Raw genomic sequence first — 16,041 nt, 5'->3', positions numbered from 1 at the left:
CTGCGGCCGGCCGGTTCTCGCCAACCGCATCCGGCTGGTCGACGACGACGGCCACGACGTGCCCGTGGGCGAGGTCGGCGAGATCGTCATGCGCAACCGCGGGGTCATGCTCGGCTATCGGAACCTGCCCGAACAGACCGACGAGGCACTCAAGAACGGCTGGCTCCACACCGGCGACCTCGCTCGCCAGGATGACGAGGGCCTGCTCTACATCGTGGACCGCAAGAAGGACATGATCGTCTCCGGCGGCTTCAACATCTACGCCAGCGAGGTCGAGGCGGCCCTGACCGGCCATCCGTCGGTGAGCTCGGCCGCGGTCATCGGCGTACCCGACGAGCGGTGGGGCGAGACCGTCACCGCATTCGTGGTGGCCCGCTCCGGGCAGGAGATCGACGTGCCCGCGCTCCAGGCCTTCGTCAAGCAGGTCAAGGGCTCGATGTACGCGCCCAAGGAGGTCGTGGTCGTCGACTCACTGCCCCAGACGGCTGTCGGGAAGGTCGACAAGAAGTCACTGCGGGCTCCCTATTGGCGCGACTCGACGCGCAACGTCCACTGACCCGTCAAACCCATCAGACCCGCGGCATCCAGGAAAGGCGCTCGGCGTTGAGCACAGACACGACCCCCCGCCTGATCGACTTCCACTCCCACTGGGGCACCGAACGAGGGTGGCGAGGCAGTCCGTATGAGACCGCGGCAGACCGCGAAGCGCTGCGGGGCTACTTCAAGTGGGGCATGAGCTTCGTCAGCGACGAGGAGCAGGCCGAGCAGTTCCGTACGGCGAACGCCCGGGTGATGCTGGACTTCGCCTTCACCTACACGATGGAGGTCGGCGCCGTCCGGGAGCAGCACGACTACGCCTTCGACTTCGCGCGCCGGCACCCCGACGTCGTCCTCGGCCACTGGATCGGCATCGATCCCACGCAGCCGGCCCACGTCAAGGAGCTGGAGCGCTGCCTCAGCGACGGACCCGGGCTGATCGGACTGGCCGTGCACTCGTTCACACCGGCCGGCACGCCGGACGAACCGGGCTGGGAGGCCTGCCTGAACCTGTGCCGCGAGGCCGGCCGTCCCGTCCTGGTGCACGTCGGGATGTCGGCGACCGGCGCCGGCACCCGCGGCGGCATGGGCATCACCCTGGAGGGCAGCCACCCGCGGTACGTCGATCGGGTGGCCGCGCGCCACCCAGACCTCAACGTGATCGCGGGCCGGGTGGCCTGGCCCTGGCAGTCGGAGATGATCGCGACGGCCCTGCACAAGGGAAACGTCTGGATGGAGCTCCACGGTTGGTCCCCGCGCTACTTCCCCGGCGAGCTCAAGCGTGAGATCGGGAAGCGGCTGCGCAAGCGTGTCTTCTTCGGCGCCGACTACCCGATGCTCAGCCACGAGCGGCTGGTCGCCGAGTGGCGCGAGCAGGGCTATCCGGCTGACGTCCTCGACGACGTCTTCACGGGCAATGCCGAGGCCTTCCTCGCCGAGATCGGGGTGGCGTGATGGACCTCGGACTGACGGGCAAGGTCGCCATCGTCGGTGGCGGTAGCGACGGGCTCGGCTTCGCGATCGCCGAGCGCCTCCTGGCTGAGGGCGCCCACGTCGCCTTCTTCGCACGGCGCGCGGAGAAGGTCGCCGCAGCGGAGAGGCAGCTCGCCGAGAGGTACGGCGAGGAGCGGGTCCTCGGCCTGACCGCCGACTGCTCGAGCGCTGCGGATTTGGAGGGGGTGACCGCTTCCACGCTGGAGCGGTTCGGGGACGCCGTCCACGTGCTGGTGACCAACGACGGCGGACCGCCGATCCGGCGGATCTCCGAGCTCACCGACGAGGTCTGGCTGCAGGCCTTCGAACGGCACTTCTTCTACGTCGTCAGGTCCGTGCGGGCCACGCTGCCGCACATGACGGCCGAGGGCGGCAGCATCCTCAACGTCGTGTCGGCGGTCGCCCGGCGTCCCGCGGTCGGCATGGCCGCGCCGACGACGGTGTGGTCGGCGGTGATCGGCTACGCGCAGACCCTCGCACTCGAGGTCGGTGCGCAGAACATCAGCGTCAACACGCTGCTGGCCGGCTACTTCGACACGCCGCTGCTCGCCAAGACCATCGAGCGTCAGCCCGAGCTGTCCAAGGAGCGGCTGGGGAGCACGGCGCCGCTGGGACGCATCGGCGCACCCCGGGAGTTCGCGGACCTGGTCGCCACGCTGGTCTCACCGGGCTCGAGGTTCGTGACCGGCACGGTGACCCCGGTCGACGGAGGCGCCAGCGTCGGGATGGGCGCCAGTTTCGACTCCGCGGCTCCCGCGCCGGAGGGGACCCGGTCGTGAGGCTGTCGACCATGCTGACCTTCGGCGGTGATCCGCGGGTGGCCGCCGAGCAGGTCGCTGCCTTCGAGGCCGCCGGGCTCGACATGGTGTGGGTCGGGGAGGGCTACGGCTTCGACTCCCCGACGCTGATGGGCTACCTCGCGGCGCGCACCTCGACCGTCGAGATCGGGTCGGCGATCCTCAACGTCTACTCCCGCACGCCGACCCTGCTCGCCCAGACCGCGGCGGGCCTCGACAGCGTCTCCGGCGGCCGCGCCGTCCTCGGCCTGGGTGCCTCCGGACCGCAGGTCGTCGAGGGCTGGCACGGCGTGCCCTACGCCCGGCCCGTCGGTCGGACCAAGGAGGTCGTGGAGATCACGCGCGCCGCCCTGCGCCGTGAGCCGGTCGAGCACGACGGCCCGTCCTTCCAGGTGCCGCTCCCCGGGAGCCTTGGCAAGCCGCTCAAGCTGATGAGCAGGCCGCCGCGTCCCTCGGTCCCGATCTACCTCGCCGCCCTGGGCCCGAAGTCGGTCGAGGGCGCCGCGTCGTACGCCGACGGCTGGCTGCCGTTCCTCTACTCGCCCGAGGACGCCGCTCAGGTATGGGGCGACGCGCTCGCCGCCGGCGCGGCCGCGCGCTCCGCGGATCTCGCGCCGCTGGAGATCGTGGCCGGTGGCGTGGTGGCCATCGGAGAACACGTGAAGGGTGTCCTCGACCTCGTCCGTCCGATGTTCGCCCTCTTCATCGGCGGCATGGGCGGTCGCGGCAAGAACTCCTACAACGACCTCATTCGTCAGTACGGCTACGAGGACGAGGCCCGGCGGATCCAGGAGCTCTACCTCGATGGCAAGAAGCAGGAGGCCGAGGCCACCGTACCGCTCGAGCTGCTGGAACGGGTCAACCTCGTCGGCCCGGCATCGTACGTCAAGGAACGGATCGAGGCCTTCCGTGAATCGGGCGTGACCAACCTCCAGGTGACCCCCGTCGGCGATGACGCCACCGAGCTGGTGCGTCGCCTCAAGGAGTGGGTGGCCTGAGCGGGCTCACCACCGGTCCCAGTGCAGGAACTCCTCCACCGGGGGCGCGGTGGGTGGGCCTGAAGTCGGTGCCGACGGTGTAGGCGACGGGCGTCAGCGCGACCTGGACGACCTCGTCGAACGGCAGGCCGACAAGCGCGCTCGTGAGTCAGGTGCGCGGTGCTACAGCATCTGCTGGCCATCTCGAGGCAACGAGCGAGTTGGCACCTAAGAGGTCCTAACAGATGAGTGTTTTTTGAGCCGGCGCCAGCAGATGATGCTGCAGGCGGTGCTGAGGAAGGCGTGGTGGATGTCGTCGCGGATTTCCCAGCGGGTGCGCAGGCGGCGGAACCAGTGCAGCAGGGCAATGGTTTGCTCGACGACCCAGCGATGAAAACCAAGCCCGGAGCCCTGTTCGATGCCGCGGCGGGCGAAGCGATGCCCCTGGCGCGCAGGAGGTCGCGGTGCTTGTCGAAATCGTAGGCGCGGTCGGCGTAGAGCGTGTCCGGGCGACGGCGGGGCCGGCCACGTCGGCCTCGCACCGGCGGGATGGCCTCAAGCAGCGGGGCGAGCTGGGTGATGTCGTTGCGGCCGCCGGTCAACCTCACCGCGAGCGGGATACCGCCGCCTTCAGTGATCACATGGTGTTTGGAGCCGGTACGGGCGCGGTCAACCGGGCTGGGCCCGGTTTTCGGCCCCCTTTGAGCGCCCGGACAGGCGAACCGTCGATCGCCGCCCGGGACCAGTCGAGCAGCCCGGGCGCGTTGAGCCTGGCCAGCAGCAGCTCGTGCAACTGCTGCCACACTCCGGCTTCGGTCAAGTCCCGCAACCGACGCCAGCACGTCATCCCCGACCCGTATCCCAGCTCCTGCGGCAGGAACTCCCACGGCATCCCCGTGTACAGCACGAACAGGATCCCGCACAACGCACGCCGGTCATCCAACCACTTGCGCCCGGGATAACGAAACCGGCGCTCGACCTTGGGCAACAGAGGCTCGATCAACTCCCACAGCCCGTCCTCGACTCCCACGGCCTGCGCTGCGCCACCAACAACCTCCCACCACAAGATCAACAGCAGGAGACAGTGAACCACACCAAGATCATTCCGTTAGGACCTCTTAGCCGCATGCTCGTCCGACTTCTTCCAGCCCAGGTAGGCGATGGCGACAGCAACGGCCGCTGCTGCAATTGAGCTGACCGCACCTACCCACTGGCCCCACACTCCCCACCAGGAGTCCTGCTTGTTCTGGTCGACGCGGTGATCATCCCGGCGACTACTGCCAATGCGCGCATAGCGATCTATCGCCAGCTGCCCCTCAACTGCTACTGGACACACGGGAAGTTGACGATGTCTGCCTGCAACGAGTCGCGCGCGAACGTCGCCGAGTCGCCCGAGCGTCTGGTTGGCGCATACGAGTGCACCTCACGCCGGTTGAGCCTGCGGCATCCCTACATGGTTGCCAGGCAGGGCGGGGCGCAGTGGTGCGTGCCGTTGGGGCCTGTCGCATCAATGTCGCAGGTTAAACCGTGTGGTTAGTGTGCAACTCCCCCTCGGACACCGGCACAAACCCTACGGGCGGGACGGCTGGAGACATCCACCGCCCGTTCTTCATGTTGGTAGACCATCTCCAGGTCGAGGGCTTCGTAGAGCTGTTGCAGCTTCTCCGGCTCGGCTCTGTTCAGCTCTCGGCCTACGTCGCCGGAGGCGGCCCAGCCCAGCAGCCACCCCACAGGCTGTCGCGTGACCGGCCGCCGCGCCGTCCCCCGTGCGACCGCCCAAACCGTCTCAGGGTCGTTGCATCCTCTCCTCCCCTGATTGGCGCCGCCGGGACCGGGTAACCGCCGCACGGACAGCGGGGTTCCGGCAGTGGGACGGGAGGACGGATGAGCGGTCGCGTGGTCGTGGTGACGGGAGCCACCGGGGGCGTCGGGCGGGCGACGGCACGGGCGTTCGCCGCCCGCGGGGACCGGGTCGCGGTGCTGGCCCGGGGCGAGGAAGGCCTGCGGGCGGTGGCGAAGGAGATCGACGCACTGGCGCTGCCCGTCGACACCGCCGACTTCGCCGCCGTGGACGCCGCCGCCGGGCGGGTCGAGGAGGAGCTCGGGCCGATCGACGTGTGGGTCAACGTCGCGTTCACCTCCGTCTTCGCGCGGTTCACCGACATCGAGCCCGAGGAGTACAAGCGCGTCACGGAGGTCACCTACCTCGGCTACATGCACGGCACCCGCGCCGCCCTCGACCGGATGCTGCCGCGCCGGCGGGGCGCGATCGTGCACGTCGGCTCGGCGATGGCCTACCGCGGCATCCCGCTGCAGACCGCGTACAGCGGCGCGAAGCACGCCATCCAGGGAATGCACGAGGCGCTGCGCGCGGAACTGCTGCACGACAAGGCCGGGGTGCACGTCACGATGGTGCAGCTGCCCGCGGTCAACACCCCGCAGTTCGGCTGGGTGCTTTCACGGCTGCCGAAGCAGGCGCAGCCGGTGCCGCCGATCTACCAGCCCGAGGTCGCCGCCGACGCGATCGTGTACGCGGCCGACCACCCGCAGCGCCGCGAGTACTGGGTCGGGGCGAGCACCGTCGGCACCCTGCTGGGGGACAAGGTGATCCCCGGCCTGCTCGACCGCTACCTCGCGCGCACGGGCTTCGAGTCGCAGCAGACGGACCAGCCCCGCGACCCGCGACAACCGGCGAACCTGTGGTCCCCCGCCGACGACGACACCGACTTCGGCGCGCACGGCGAGTTCGACGACCGCGCCGCGGCCCGCAGCCCGCAGGTCTGGGCCTCCCAACACCACGGCCTGCTGGGCGTCCTCGGCACCGGCGCACTGGCGGGCCTGGTGACCTGGCTGGCCCGCCGGTAACGAGCCCTGCGCTCCACTGTGGACCGGTCCCGCCTCACACCCTCTGCTTGCTCCGCGGATTCCTGGGCCGGTGCTGGTCCTTCGCCTGCTCGCACGGGATCACGCTGAACTGCCCGTCCGCCTCCATGCGGACCTCGTGCACGTCCTCCAGGTGCGCGATCCCCTGCTCCCGCAGCTGCGCGCGCAGCTCGGCCTCGGTGATCAGCTCGTGCCGCATGTTGCGCCGCAACAGCACGCCGTCCCGCACGAGCGGTAGCGGGCGAGGGCGCACGAGCCGCTCCGCCCACCGCCAGTGCACCGCGACCCAGTTCAGCAGGAACGACCAGCCGATGATCACCGCCACCAGCAGCAGCCCGTCCGAAATGGACTGGTACTGCCCCGCCATCCCGTTCTGCGCGGCGTCGGCGATCAGCACCACCACGAGCAGGTCGGTGACCCCGGTCGTCCCGCTCTCGCGCTTCAGGATCACCCGCAGCAACACGAACAGCCCCAGGTACATGCTGCTGCCCCGGACGAGGATCTCCAGCGGGTGCGTGTTCGGTTCGAGGATCTGCGACCAGTCGAGCATGCCCGGGCAGTACCCAGCGCACCGAAGTCCATGCGCCGGAAGGGTTTCCGCCGCCCGGACCGGGGTAGCTCGGGGCGTGGCACGGAAATGGCTGAAGCGCCCCCTGCACCGGTTGAACCGGCTCGAACACGGCTGGGTCTCGGAAACGCTCCCAGACCGGGCCCCGGCGCGCTGGCTGGTGCGACTGAGCCTCGCCACCCGCGGCGGTCTGCTGTGGTGGGCCGCCGCGGCCGCACTGACCGTCGTGCCCGGCCGGTCCCGGCGGGCCGGACTGCACGCCGCCGCGGCGCTCGCCCTCGCCACGCCGTCCGCGCACCTGCTCGGCCGGGTCGCGCTGCGCCGCCGTCCCCCGGCCGCGAACTCCCCCGCCCGCCGCGCCCTGCCGGAGTCCCCAACCTCTCCCGCGCTGCCGTCCGCCCACGCGAGCGCGGCCGCGGCCTTCACCACCGCGGCCGCGTTGCAGGCCCCTCCGCTCGCGGTCCTCGCCGCGCCGGTGGCGCTGGCGGTCGCCTACTCCCGCGTGCGGACCCGGGTGCACTGGCCGTCCGACGTCCTCGCCGGCGCGGTGTGGGGCGCGCTCGCCGCGTACGTGACGAGCCGCGTCCTTCCCTGACTCAGCCCTGGGACAGCGCTTCGAGCAGGTCGCCGACCTGCGGGTCGTCCAGCGCGCGGGCCACGTCGGCCTGCGCGACGATGCCGACGAGGTCGTGGCCGTCGATCACGGGCAGCCGCCGCACCTGGTGCTGCGCCATGGTCCGGAAGACCTCCGGCGCCTCGTCGTCGGCGCCGATCGTCACCACCTCGCCCTGGGCCAGCTCCCCGGCGCGCAGCGCGCGCGGGTCCTTGCCCTCGGCGAGAACCTTCACCACGATGTCGCGGTCGGTGAGCATGCCCTTGAGCCGGTCGTCCTCCCCGCAGATCGGCAGCGCGCCGACCCCGAGGTCCGCCATCAGCCGCGCGGCGTCGAGCACCGTGTCGCTCGACCGCACGCACTTCGGGTCGCGGGTCATGATGTCGCGTGCCTTGGTCATCTCCAGCCTCACCTCCTGTGAGCCGGCCTCCGGCGCGGGCCGGACTTCCCGTCGCCTACCCGGGTGGTCGGGGCCCGAAACCGGTCAGGCGGCGTTGCCGGGCTCGAAGTCCCGCACGTCCTGGAAGGTGAGCGGTGGCCGGGCGGCCGAGCGCACGACGGCGGAGGTGGGCCGCAGGAGGAAGCCCACGTGGTCGCCCGTGTCGTGCCGGTCCAGGATCTCGCCGGTGAACAGCCCGGGGCAGTCGTCCAGCAGCGGCACCCCGTCCGGTCCGGGCCGCCACGAGCAGCGCGGGAACTTGTCCTCCTCCCACCCGGTGTGCGAGCCGAACAGCCGGGCCAGTTCGCGCTCCCGCCGTGACAGCGTGTGCACGGCGAGGGTGGTGGCGCCGCGGGCGACCTCGTAGGTGTGGTTCTTCTTCGACAGCCACACCATGAACCGGAACGGCGAGATGCTGCACTGGGCCGCGAACCCCACCAGGCACCCGGCCCGCTGATCGCCGGCGGCGGTGGTCACGACGAACATCGAGTAGTCCAGGGCGGCGACCAGGTCGTGCAGGTGCTCTCCCCGCTCCTCGGAGTGATCCATGCGGGTGAAGGTACTCCGACCGGTACGCTCCGCCGTGTTCCTGCCTGCCTGTGACGCCGAGTAGAGGCAGAGTGAAGCGGGTAGAAAGAGGTCACCCGCTCGGGGGCACAAACGGAGGTGGACGATGACGGTCGGGGACGGCCAGGCACGGCGGACGACCGTGCGGAGTGACGCCGCGCGGTCGGTGCCGTGGCGCATGCGCGTAGCCGCCGCGCTGAGCTGGCGCTTCCTGCTGATCATCGCCGCGATCGGGGTGATCTTCTACATCCTCGGCTACCTGTCCGCGGTGGCCATCCCGGTCGGCATCGCCCTGCTGGTCTCGGCGTTGTTCGCGCCGCTCGTGGGCCGCCTGGTGCGCTGGCACGTGCCGCGCGGCCTCGCCACGCTGATCGCGATCGTCGTCGGGCTCATCGTCGTCGGCGGGGTGCTGACGCTGGTGATCACCACGCTCACCGCGAGCCTGCCGCAGCTGCAGGAGCAGATCTCGGCGAGCCTCGCGCGCATCAACGACTGGCTGCAGCGCGGCCCGCTGCACCTGTCGCACGACCAGCTGCAGCAGATGCTGAACAAGACGATCGGCGCGATCAACGGCAACTCCGCCGAGCTGGCCAGCCGTGCGCTGAGCACGGCCACCACAATCGGCACCATCCTGACCCAGGCGCTGCTGGCGCTGTTCACGCTGATCTTCTTCCTCTACAGCGGGCCGCAGGTGTGGTCGTTCCTGCTGCGCATCGTGCCGCACGAGGTGCGCGACCAGGCGGACGTCGCCGGGCGGCGCGGGTTCGCCTCGCTGGTGAGCTACGTGCGCGCCACCGTGGCGGTAGCGTGCGTGGACGCGATCTGCATCGGCGTCGGGATCTGGATCGTCGGCGTGCCGCTCGCGGTGCCGCTGGCCGCGCTGATCTTCATCGGCGCGTTCGTCCCGATCATCGGCGCCGTCGCCAGCGGCGCGGTGGCGGTGCTGATCGCGCTGGTGGCCAAGGGGTTCGTCGCCGCGCTCATCGTGCTGGCGATCCTGATCGGCGTGATGCAGCTGGAAAGCCACGTGCTGCAGCCGTTCCTGCTCGGGCGCGCGGTGCGGCTGCACCCGCTCGCCGTGGTGCTCGCGATCGCCGTGGGCGTCGAGGTCTCCGGGATCACCGGCGCGCTGCTCGCGGTGCCGATCCTCGCGGTGCTCAAGTCCGCCATCGGCTCGCTGCTGCGCGACCCGAACGAGCTGGACCCGCACGACGTCAACGCGCTGCGGCCCCGCAACGCGCGGCCCCTGCCGGACCAGCAGGCCGCGGCCGAGGCCAAGGAGGCCGCCGCCAGGGAAGCCGAGGAGGAAGAGGACTCAGCGGGAGCCGGTACGCCGTAGCAGCAGCACGAGCGCGACCGCGGCGAGCACGGCGACCCCGGCGGCGAACACCACGCCCGAACGCACGAGCCCGAACGCCGTGGTGGCGGCTCCGACGCCGATCACCGGCAGCGTGATCCCGACGTACAGCACGAGGAAGTAGGACGAGGTGAGCTCGCCGCGCTGCCCGGCGGGCGCGGCGGCGGTCAGCGCGGTCAGCCCGGCGCGGAACCCCATCCCCTGCCCCAGCCCCGCGACGACGGCACCGGCGAGCAGCACGGGCAACGACGCCAGCGGCAGGCTCACGCCGATCAGCGCCATGCCCGCGATGAGCCCCGCGCAGCCGGTGACCATCGCGGGCCGTTCGCCGAGCCGCGCGGACAGCACCTGGCCCGCCGTGGACGCGGCGAACAACGCGAGCACCACCACCCCGACGAGCGCGCGGTCGGTGTGGTGCAGGACGGTGCCGAGGAAGGCCGGGGACACGGCGGTGAACAGGCCCAGCACGGCGAACCCCGCGAACCCGGCGATCCCGGCACGGACGAACGCGCCGCGCATCTCGGCGGGCACGGCGATCTTCTGCGGCCCGAGCCGGGGGTGCCGGGCCCGCTCGACGGGTTCGGCGACGAGCAGGACAGCGACCACGGCGAGCACCACCAGCCCGAGATCCACGAGGTAGCACAGGCGAAGCCGGTCCGGGGCGTACTCGGCGAGCACGCCCGCCAGCAGCGGGCCGAGCCCGAGGCCGCCCATGTTCGCCGCCGCCGCGACGAGGCTCGCACGGGCGCGCCCGTGCGCCGGGGCGACGTCGACCACGGCCGCCGTGGCGGTGCCGGTGAAGATCCCCGCGGACAGGCCGGAGAGCACGCGCCCGGGGAACAGCCACGCCGTCGAGCCGGCGAAGGTGAACACGAGCGCGGACACGGCCGACAACGCGAGCCCGGCCAGCAGCATCGGCCGCCGCCCGAGCTGGTCGGACCACCGGCCGAACGCCAGCAGCGCCGCGGCGACCCCGACGGCGTAGGTCGCGAAGACGACCGTGGTCATCAGCTCGCCGAAGCCGAAGAGGCGCTGGTAGTCGGGGTACAGCGGGGTCGGGAGCGTCGTGCCGAGCATCGCCACCGCGAACGCGGCCGCCAGGAGCACCACCGCTGTCCAGCCGCGGGCGCCCGCGCGGGCCGGGGACTGTGTCGTCGAACCTGTCACCACCGGGTCCAGCCTCACGCGGGCGGCGGCGCCGCGCAACTCGTCAGCGGCCACTCGCGGTCAGCTTGGCCAGCGCCGAGTCGTGGTCGGTGTGGATCGAGAACAGCGACCACAGCCCCGAAGCCTCCAGCACCCGGCCCACGACCACCGTGTCCACCACCAGTTCCAGCGGGACCGGGGCGGCCTTCGCGCGCTGGCGCAGGCTGGTCAGCAGGTGCAGGCCACACGAGGAGCAGAACGACACGCGCGCGAGGTCCACGATCAGCGCGGTGGTGTCGGAGGCGGGCTCGTGTTCGAGCGCCCGGTCGAGCGAACCGACGCTGGCCCAGTCGATCTCGCCCGCGGCCAGCACCCGGGTGATCCCGCCCGGCCCTCGGATCGTCGTGACCGCCAACGCGGCCCGGCCGCCCGCCGGCGACGGATGGGGGAACTCCCGGGAAGAGATGATGGCCGCTCCTGTCCGTTGTAGACGGTGGGCTCTCCGGCCGCACAAGTCCCCTCGACCCTACGGACCGGCCGGAACGACCGCAACCGGCTCTGTCACGGACGCGGGTTCACCCGCGTCCAGCGGCGCGCTCCCCCGCGCCCGCCCGCCGCGGCGGTGCACCGGCGGCACGGTGAGATCCCCTCGTCCCGTGTGTCGGCCAGCCACAGCGCGTCCACCCACAGCACGTGCGGGAACCGCGCGAGCCGCGCCCGGTGCAGCGGCACGCCGCACAGGGTCTGGTTGGTGCCCGGCACCCACGCGTGCACGTCGCCCCGCGGCTGCCGGACACCGTCCTCGTCGGTCCAGGTACTGGAACCCGCCGTGGCGGGCGGTGGTCTGTGCGGCACGGCACGCGCATACCCCGGCCGGCCCCCGTGCAACCGCCGGATTCCGCCCCTGCTCGATCCCCGGCGCCCGCTGCGCGAGGGTGGAGGGACGCACCCGGCCCCTGGGAGGCGCGCAGTGCTCGAACCGTCCGCCGAGCCCGTCCGGATCCAGGGTGCCGCCTGGTCGGCGACACCGGTCCGCACCGGCGGCCGCACGGTCGTCCTGGTCACCGGGGAGCTCGACGTCAGCGCGCACCCGGCGTTCGAGGTGCGGCTGCTGCGGCTGGTCACCGGCGTCCCCGACCCGGTCATCGACCTCACCGGCGTCCGGCTGCTCAGCGTGGCCGGCATCCGGCTGCTGAAGTCCGTCGCGGACGCGCTCGCCGGCACCGGCCGTCGGCTGCGCGTGGTCACCGGCACCGGGTACGCGCAGCGGGTGCTGCGGTCCGCGCACGCCACCGACGTCCTGGACACCTACCTCAGCCTGGACGCCGTGGACGGTGCCCTGCCGCGCCAGGACGGCGAAAGCCCCGGCGAGCAGCTGCGGCGGCTGCGGCTGGAGGTGCAGGACCTGCGCGCGAAGCTCGCCAGCCGCCCGGTGATCGCCCGCGCCCTCGGCGTGCTGCAGGAGCGTTACCGGATGGCCGAGATGGACGCCGCGTTCCAGCTGTTGCGGCGTACGTCGCAGCGCCACAACGTCAGGATGCAGGTGCTGGCGAAGGCGCTCGTCGAGCTGCCGCGCCCGGCAGGCGAGGTGTGGCTGACCCCGGCGGTGCGGAAACCCGCGCCGCCGCTCGGTTTCGCCCCGGCCCGGCACGTCGCGACCCCGGCCGCCGTGCTGCACCACCTCCTCTACGCGGCGCTGGCGTGCACCGGTGCGACGGCCGGCTACACCCAGCTCACCGAGGGCGAAGGGCTGTGCCTGGCAGCCCACCGGGGCCTCGGCGAGGAGTTCGCCGCCCGCTTCGCCCACGTGGACCGCGAAGAGTCCACCTGCGTGCGCGCCCTGCACCAGCACAGCCGGGTCACCAGCGAGGACGCCGGGGACGATCCGCTGTTCGACGGCGGGAGCGTGCGGGAACTGCTGCTGTCCGCCGGCCTCCACGCCGTGCAGAGCACTCCCCTGCTGACGGCCGCGGACCGCTGCGAAGGCGTCGTCACCACCCTGCACCCGGGCCTCGGGCACGAGCTGGACGTCCCGGTGCGCGAACGGCTGGACGGGCTCGCGCGCGAAGCCGCCCAGTGGCTGTACTGGCAGCGCCACGACCACGTGTTCGGGGCGCTGGAGGACCTGCACACGGCGGCCTGCGGGACGCGATGAAGCGCGGGCTAACCCGCGGCGCGGGTCAGGCCCGCCTCCCGTGCTCCCCTGCTGAACACGACCTCGTCGGTGCGGGCCGGGTCGGCTCCGGCGTCCCGCGCGGTGCGCAGCCGGATCGGCGGCCCGAGGTCGATCACCGTCGGCACGTACTCCGCGCGGTCGACGGTCCAGCCCGAGCCCGACGGCGTGAAGTGAAACCGGGCGATCGCGCCCTCCTCGGTGGTGCCGCGCGGCTCGTCGTGGCGGGCGATCGAGTTGCCGAGGCCGTAGGCGACCCACTTCCCGCCGATCCGCTCGAACGGCTGCACGACGTGCGCGTGGTGCCCGATGATCAGGTCCACCGCCGGGTCCGCGAGCAGCTGCCGCGCGATGCGCCGCTGGTCCTCGGTGGGCTCCTGCCGGTACTCCACGCCCCAGTGCAGGCTCGCGATCACCACCTGCGCCCCGGCCGCCTTCGCCGCGCGGGCGGCGGCGAGCACCGCGCGGGCGTCGAGGGTGTTCGCGACCCACGGCCGGTCCGCGGGCACGGTCCGGCCGTTGAAACCGAAGGTGAACGACACGTGCGCGACCTTCACCCCGTGCACGTCGAGCACGAGCGGGGTCGCCGCCTCCTGCTCGCTGCGGGCGGAACCGGTGTGCCGCACGCCCGCGGCGTCGAGCGCGTCGAGTGTCCGCTGGACGCCCGCGGTGCCCTGGTCGAGGGTGTGGTTGGAGGCGGTCGAGCAGTCGTCGTAGCCGGTGGCGGCCAGCGCCGTGGCGATCTCGGGCGGCGCGCTGAAGTCCGGATAGCCGCGGAACGGGCCGCCCGCGGCCGCCAGCGGCGTCTCCAGGTGGCAGATCGCGAGATCGGCCCGGCTGACGACGTCACGGATCCCGGCGAGCTCCGGCCGGTAGTCCCGCGTGCCACTACCGTCCTTTGTGGCCTGTTCGGTGAGCGCGGGGTGGATCAGCACGTCGCCGCTGGCCACGACGGTGAAGCCGGGGTCGGGCGGCGCCGCCGGAACGGGCGCGGGTACCGGGGCGGTGGCGGTCGTGCACGCCGCGGTGAGGAGAACCGCCGCCAGGACCCCGCTCAGTCGCCGCATGGCCCGGTGGCGAAGACGTCCTTCAGCAGGCGGGCCAGGATCCGCCCGTCGGCGCCGAAGGCCACGTTCGCGTTGGGAGTGCCGGTGGCGTTGGGGCGCACGTCCATGACCGTGCGCCCCACGGTCAGCTCGCCACTGGTCTCGACCTCCACCCGCGCCGGGCGCGTGGTGATCACCTCGGGCCGCACGAGGTACGCCACGCAGACGGCGTCGTGCACCGGCGCCGCGTCCGGGATCGCGACCCCGCTGCCGGCGGTGTAGGCGTCGATCCGGCGCGTGATCAGCTTCGCGGCCGCGGTACCGGCGGGCGTGCCGAGGGCGTCGAGCTCCGCGCAGTCCTCGCGCGTGATCAGGGCCTGGTGGGTCGCGTCGAGCGGAACGAGGGTCAGCCGCTCGAACCCCGCGCCGAACACGGCGGCCGCGGCCTCCGGATCCGCCCACACGTTGAACTCCGCCGACGGCGTGACGTTGCCGTACGCGTGCGCGCCGCCCATGATCACGACCTCCTCCACCGCGTCCCGCACCGACGGGTCGATCGCCACCACGGTGGCGATGTTGCCCAGCGGCGCGACCGGCACGAGCGTCACGCGTTCGGTGGTCGTGCGCAGGGTGTGCAGCAGGAACTCGACGGCCGACACGTCGCTCGGCGCGCTGCGGGCTTCCGGCAGGGGCAGCGTGGTGCCGTGCATGTCGCGCCGCGAATCGCGCTCGAAGTGCTTCTGCCCCGGGAAACCCGGCCGCACGAGCGGGCGCGACAGGCCGGGGTGCACGCCGATGTCCGGCCGGCCGATCCGGTCGAGCACGCGCAGGGTGTTGTCGGTGGTGTGCACCAGCGGCGCGTTGCCGTGCACCGTCGTCACGCCGAGCACGTCGAGCTCCGGCAGCCCGGCGGCGAGCATGATCGCCACCGCGTCGTCGGTCCCGGTGTCCACGTCCAGGATCACCTTGCGCGCCACTGGCCAGCCCTCCTCGCGTCGGTTTTCCCGCCCAGGAGGACACTAGCCGGGAACTCCGGCGAAGGGATCAAGGATGAGTGGGGACACCGAACGGGCCGACAGTCTGCGCCTGCACCTGGACCGGCCCAGTTCGGCGCGCATCTACGACTACATGCTCGGGGGCAAGGGGCCGAACAACTACGCGATCGACCGCGAGTTCGGCGACCGGCAGCTGGCCACGATGCCGGACCTGCGCCGGGCGATGCGCGAGAACCGCCGTTTCGTCGGCCGCGTCGTGGAGACCGCACTGGAGCGGGGCATCGACCAGTTCATCGACCTCGGCGCCGGGCTGCCCACCCAGAGCCAGCCGCACGAGATCGCCGACCGCCTCGCCCCCGACCTCAAGGCCCGCGTGGTCTACGTCGACAACGAGCTGATCGCCCACGCGCATTCGGAGATCCTGCTGGCGAGCACCGCCGACCCGGAGCGGCACCAGGCGGTGCTGGGTGACTTCTTCAACCACGGGGCGCTGTGGCGCAGCATCCGCGCCACCGGCCTCATCGACCCGGAGCGGCCCACCTGCCTGCTGGTCACGGCGCTCCTGCACTTCATGTTCCCGGAGGACCGGCCGGACGTGCCGATGTCGGTGTACCGCGACAAGATCGCGCCGGGCAGCCTGCTGGTGCTCACGCACGTGCCGGACGTCCCGGAGGACGACGCGCTGCAGGAGGTCACGCGCGAGTACGGGACCACGGCGAGCCCCAGCTACCTGCGCACGGACGAGGAGTTCCTGGAGTTCTTCGGCGGCTGGCCGCTGCTCGAACCCGGCCTGGAGTGGACCGGTCTGTGGCGGCCCCACGCCGACCGCTCCCAGGAGCCGTGGTGGGACGAGGACACGCGCGGCCTGCCCGAAGGGGAGCCCTGGTGGGAGGACCAGCCGTCGCGGATGTACTACCGGGCGGGCGTCGCGGTCAAACCCTGAGCCCGGC

17 protein-coding genes and 1 pseudogene are annotated in these 16,041 nt (G+C 72.2%); 9 read left to right on the top strand and 9 right to left on the bottom strand.

Annotated elements, in window-relative coordinates; translation table 11 throughout:
- The 4 genes from FHX82_RS31735 to FHX82_RS31720 form a co-directional block, all read left to right on the top strand.
- Positions 1-556: AMP-binding enzyme (locus FHX82_RS31735; RefSeq protein WP_183176945.1), on the top strand; the 556-nt coding region annotated here is incomplete at its 5' end.
- Between the two features lie 47 nt (positions 557-603).
- Positions 604-1,491, top strand: a complete 888-nt coding sequence (locus tag FHX82_RS31730; RefSeq protein ID WP_145939045.1) for an amidohydrolase family protein — start codon at positions 604-606, stop codon at positions 1,489-1,491.
- Positions 1,491-2,309 carry an SDR family NAD(P)-dependent oxidoreductase gene (locus FHX82_RS31725; protein WP_145939046.1) on the top strand — a complete coding sequence of 273 codons (819 nt, stop codon included), beginning with the start codon at positions 1,491-1,493 and terminating at the stop codon, positions 2,307-2,309. Before FHX82_RS31730 ends, FHX82_RS31725 begins: the two co-directional genes overlap by 1 nt.
- A complete protein-coding gene (locus FHX82_RS31720; RefSeq protein ID WP_145939047.1) occupies positions 2,306-3,325 on the top strand; it encodes an LLM class F420-dependent oxidoreductase in 1,020 nt (339 codons plus the stop codon). The genes FHX82_RS31725 and FHX82_RS31720 overlap by 4 nt, the downstream gene beginning before the upstream one ends.
- Before the next feature lie 207 nt (positions 3,326-3,532).
- Here FHX82_RS31720 and FHX82_RS31715 read toward each other — a convergent pair.
- Positions 3,533-4,334 (bottom strand): annotated as a pseudogene (locus FHX82_RS31715) (IS5 family transposase).
- Positions 4,335-5,188: 854 nt separating this feature from the next.
- Here FHX82_RS31715 and FHX82_RS31710 point away from each other — a divergent pair.
- A complete protein-coding gene (locus tag FHX82_RS31710; protein ID WP_145939361.1) occupies positions 5,189-6,169 on the top strand; it encodes an SDR family oxidoreductase in 981 nt (326 codons plus the stop codon).
- Between the two features lie 34 nt (positions 6,170-6,203).
- On the opposite strand, the gene FHX82_RS31705 is transcribed toward FHX82_RS31710, so the two are convergent.
- Positions 6,204-6,737 (bottom strand): DUF421 domain-containing protein, encoded by a 534-nt coding sequence (locus FHX82_RS31705; protein WP_145939360.1) that lies wholly within the window; start codon positions 6,735-6,737, stop codon positions 6,204-6,206.
- Positions 6,738-6,813: 76 nt separating this feature from the next.
- Here FHX82_RS31705 and FHX82_RS31700 point away from each other — a divergent pair, with 76 nt between their 5' ends.
- Complete coding sequence (locus tag FHX82_RS31700) at positions 6,814-7,350, top strand: phosphatase PAP2 family protein (protein WP_229880289.1); 537 nt, start codon at positions 6,814-6,816, stop codon at positions 7,348-7,350.
- A gap of 1 nt (position 7,351) precedes the next feature.
- Here FHX82_RS31700 and FHX82_RS31695 read toward each other — a convergent pair whose 3' ends face one another.
- Positions 7,352-7,768, bottom strand: a complete 417-nt coding sequence (locus FHX82_RS31695; protein WP_145934565.1) for a CBS domain-containing protein — start codon at positions 7,766-7,768, stop codon at positions 7,352-7,354.
- Positions 7,769-7,852: 84 nt separating this feature from the next.
- Positions 7,853-8,356, bottom strand: a complete 504-nt coding sequence (locus FHX82_RS31690; protein ID WP_145934564.1) for a flavin reductase family protein — start codon at positions 8,354-8,356, stop codon at positions 7,853-7,855.
- 124 nt (positions 8,357-8,480) lie between these two features.
- Here FHX82_RS31690 and FHX82_RS31685 point away from each other — a divergent pair, with 124 nt between their 5' ends.
- The gene (locus tag FHX82_RS31685; RefSeq protein WP_145934563.1) at positions 8,481-9,713 is read left to right on the top strand and encodes an AI-2E family transporter; all 1,233 of its coding nucleotides are present in this window, start codon (positions 8,481-8,483) and stop codon (positions 9,711-9,713) included.
- Here the strand turns inward: FHX82_RS31685 and FHX82_RS31680 are convergent.
- From FHX82_RS31680 to FHX82_RS31670, 3 genes are all read right to left on the bottom strand, one after another.
- Positions 9,690-10,952 carry an MFS transporter gene (locus tag FHX82_RS31680; protein ID WP_229880290.1) on the bottom strand — a complete coding sequence of 421 codons (1,263 nt, stop codon included), beginning with the start codon at positions 10,950-10,952 and terminating at the stop codon, positions 9,690-9,692. The two genes, FHX82_RS31685 and FHX82_RS31680, sit on opposite strands and share 24 nt — an antisense overlap.
- Positions 10,942-11,292 (bottom strand): STAS domain-containing protein, encoded by a 351-nt coding sequence (locus FHX82_RS31675; RefSeq protein ID WP_183176943.1) that lies wholly within the window; start codon positions 11,290-11,292, stop codon positions 10,942-10,944. Before FHX82_RS31675 ends, FHX82_RS31680 begins: the two co-directional genes overlap by 11 nt.
- Positions 11,293-11,438: 146 nt before the next feature.
- Positions 11,439-11,732: a hypothetical protein gene (locus FHX82_RS31670; protein WP_145934561.1), complete on the bottom strand. Its 294-nt coding sequence runs from the start codon at positions 11,730-11,732 to the stop codon at positions 11,439-11,441.
- Positions 11,733-11,847: 115 nt separating this feature from the next.
- On the opposite strand from FHX82_RS31670, the gene FHX82_RS31665 reads away from it, so the two are divergent.
- A complete protein-coding gene (locus FHX82_RS31665) occupies positions 11,848-13,032 on the top strand; it encodes an ANTAR domain-containing protein (RefSeq protein ID WP_145934560.1) in 1,185 nt (394 codons plus the stop codon).
- Between the two features lie 8 nt (positions 13,033-13,040).
- Here FHX82_RS31665 and FHX82_RS31660 read toward each other — a convergent pair whose 3' ends face one another.
- Entirely contained in the window at positions 13,041-14,117 is a 1,077-nt protein-coding gene (locus FHX82_RS31660) for a CapA family protein (RefSeq protein ID WP_145934559.1), read from the bottom strand.
- The gene (locus tag FHX82_RS31655) at positions 14,105-15,073 is read right to left on the bottom strand and encodes a nucleoside hydrolase (protein ID WP_145934558.1); all 969 of its coding nucleotides are present in this window, start codon (positions 15,071-15,073) and stop codon (positions 14,105-14,107) included. Before FHX82_RS31655 ends, FHX82_RS31660 begins: the two co-directional genes overlap by 13 nt.
- 73 nt (positions 15,074-15,146) lie before the next feature.
- Here FHX82_RS31655 and FHX82_RS31650 point away from each other — a divergent pair, with 73 nt between their 5' ends.
- Complete coding sequence (locus tag FHX82_RS31650) at positions 15,147-16,034, top strand: SAM-dependent methyltransferase (RefSeq protein ID WP_145934557.1); 888 nt, start codon at positions 15,147-15,149, stop codon at positions 16,032-16,034.
- Positions 16,035-16,041: the final 7 nt, after the last annotated feature.

The sequence above is a fragment of the Amycolatopsis bartoniae genome (genome assembly GCF_014191255.1).
In the GTDB taxonomy this organism is placed as follows: domain Bacteria; phylum Actinomycetota; class Actinomycetes; order Mycobacteriales; family Pseudonocardiaceae; genus Amycolatopsis_E; species Amycolatopsis_E bartoniae.
The sequence above is the reverse complement of the archived record's forward strand: the minus strand, read 5'-3'. Positions and strand labels throughout refer to the sequence as shown.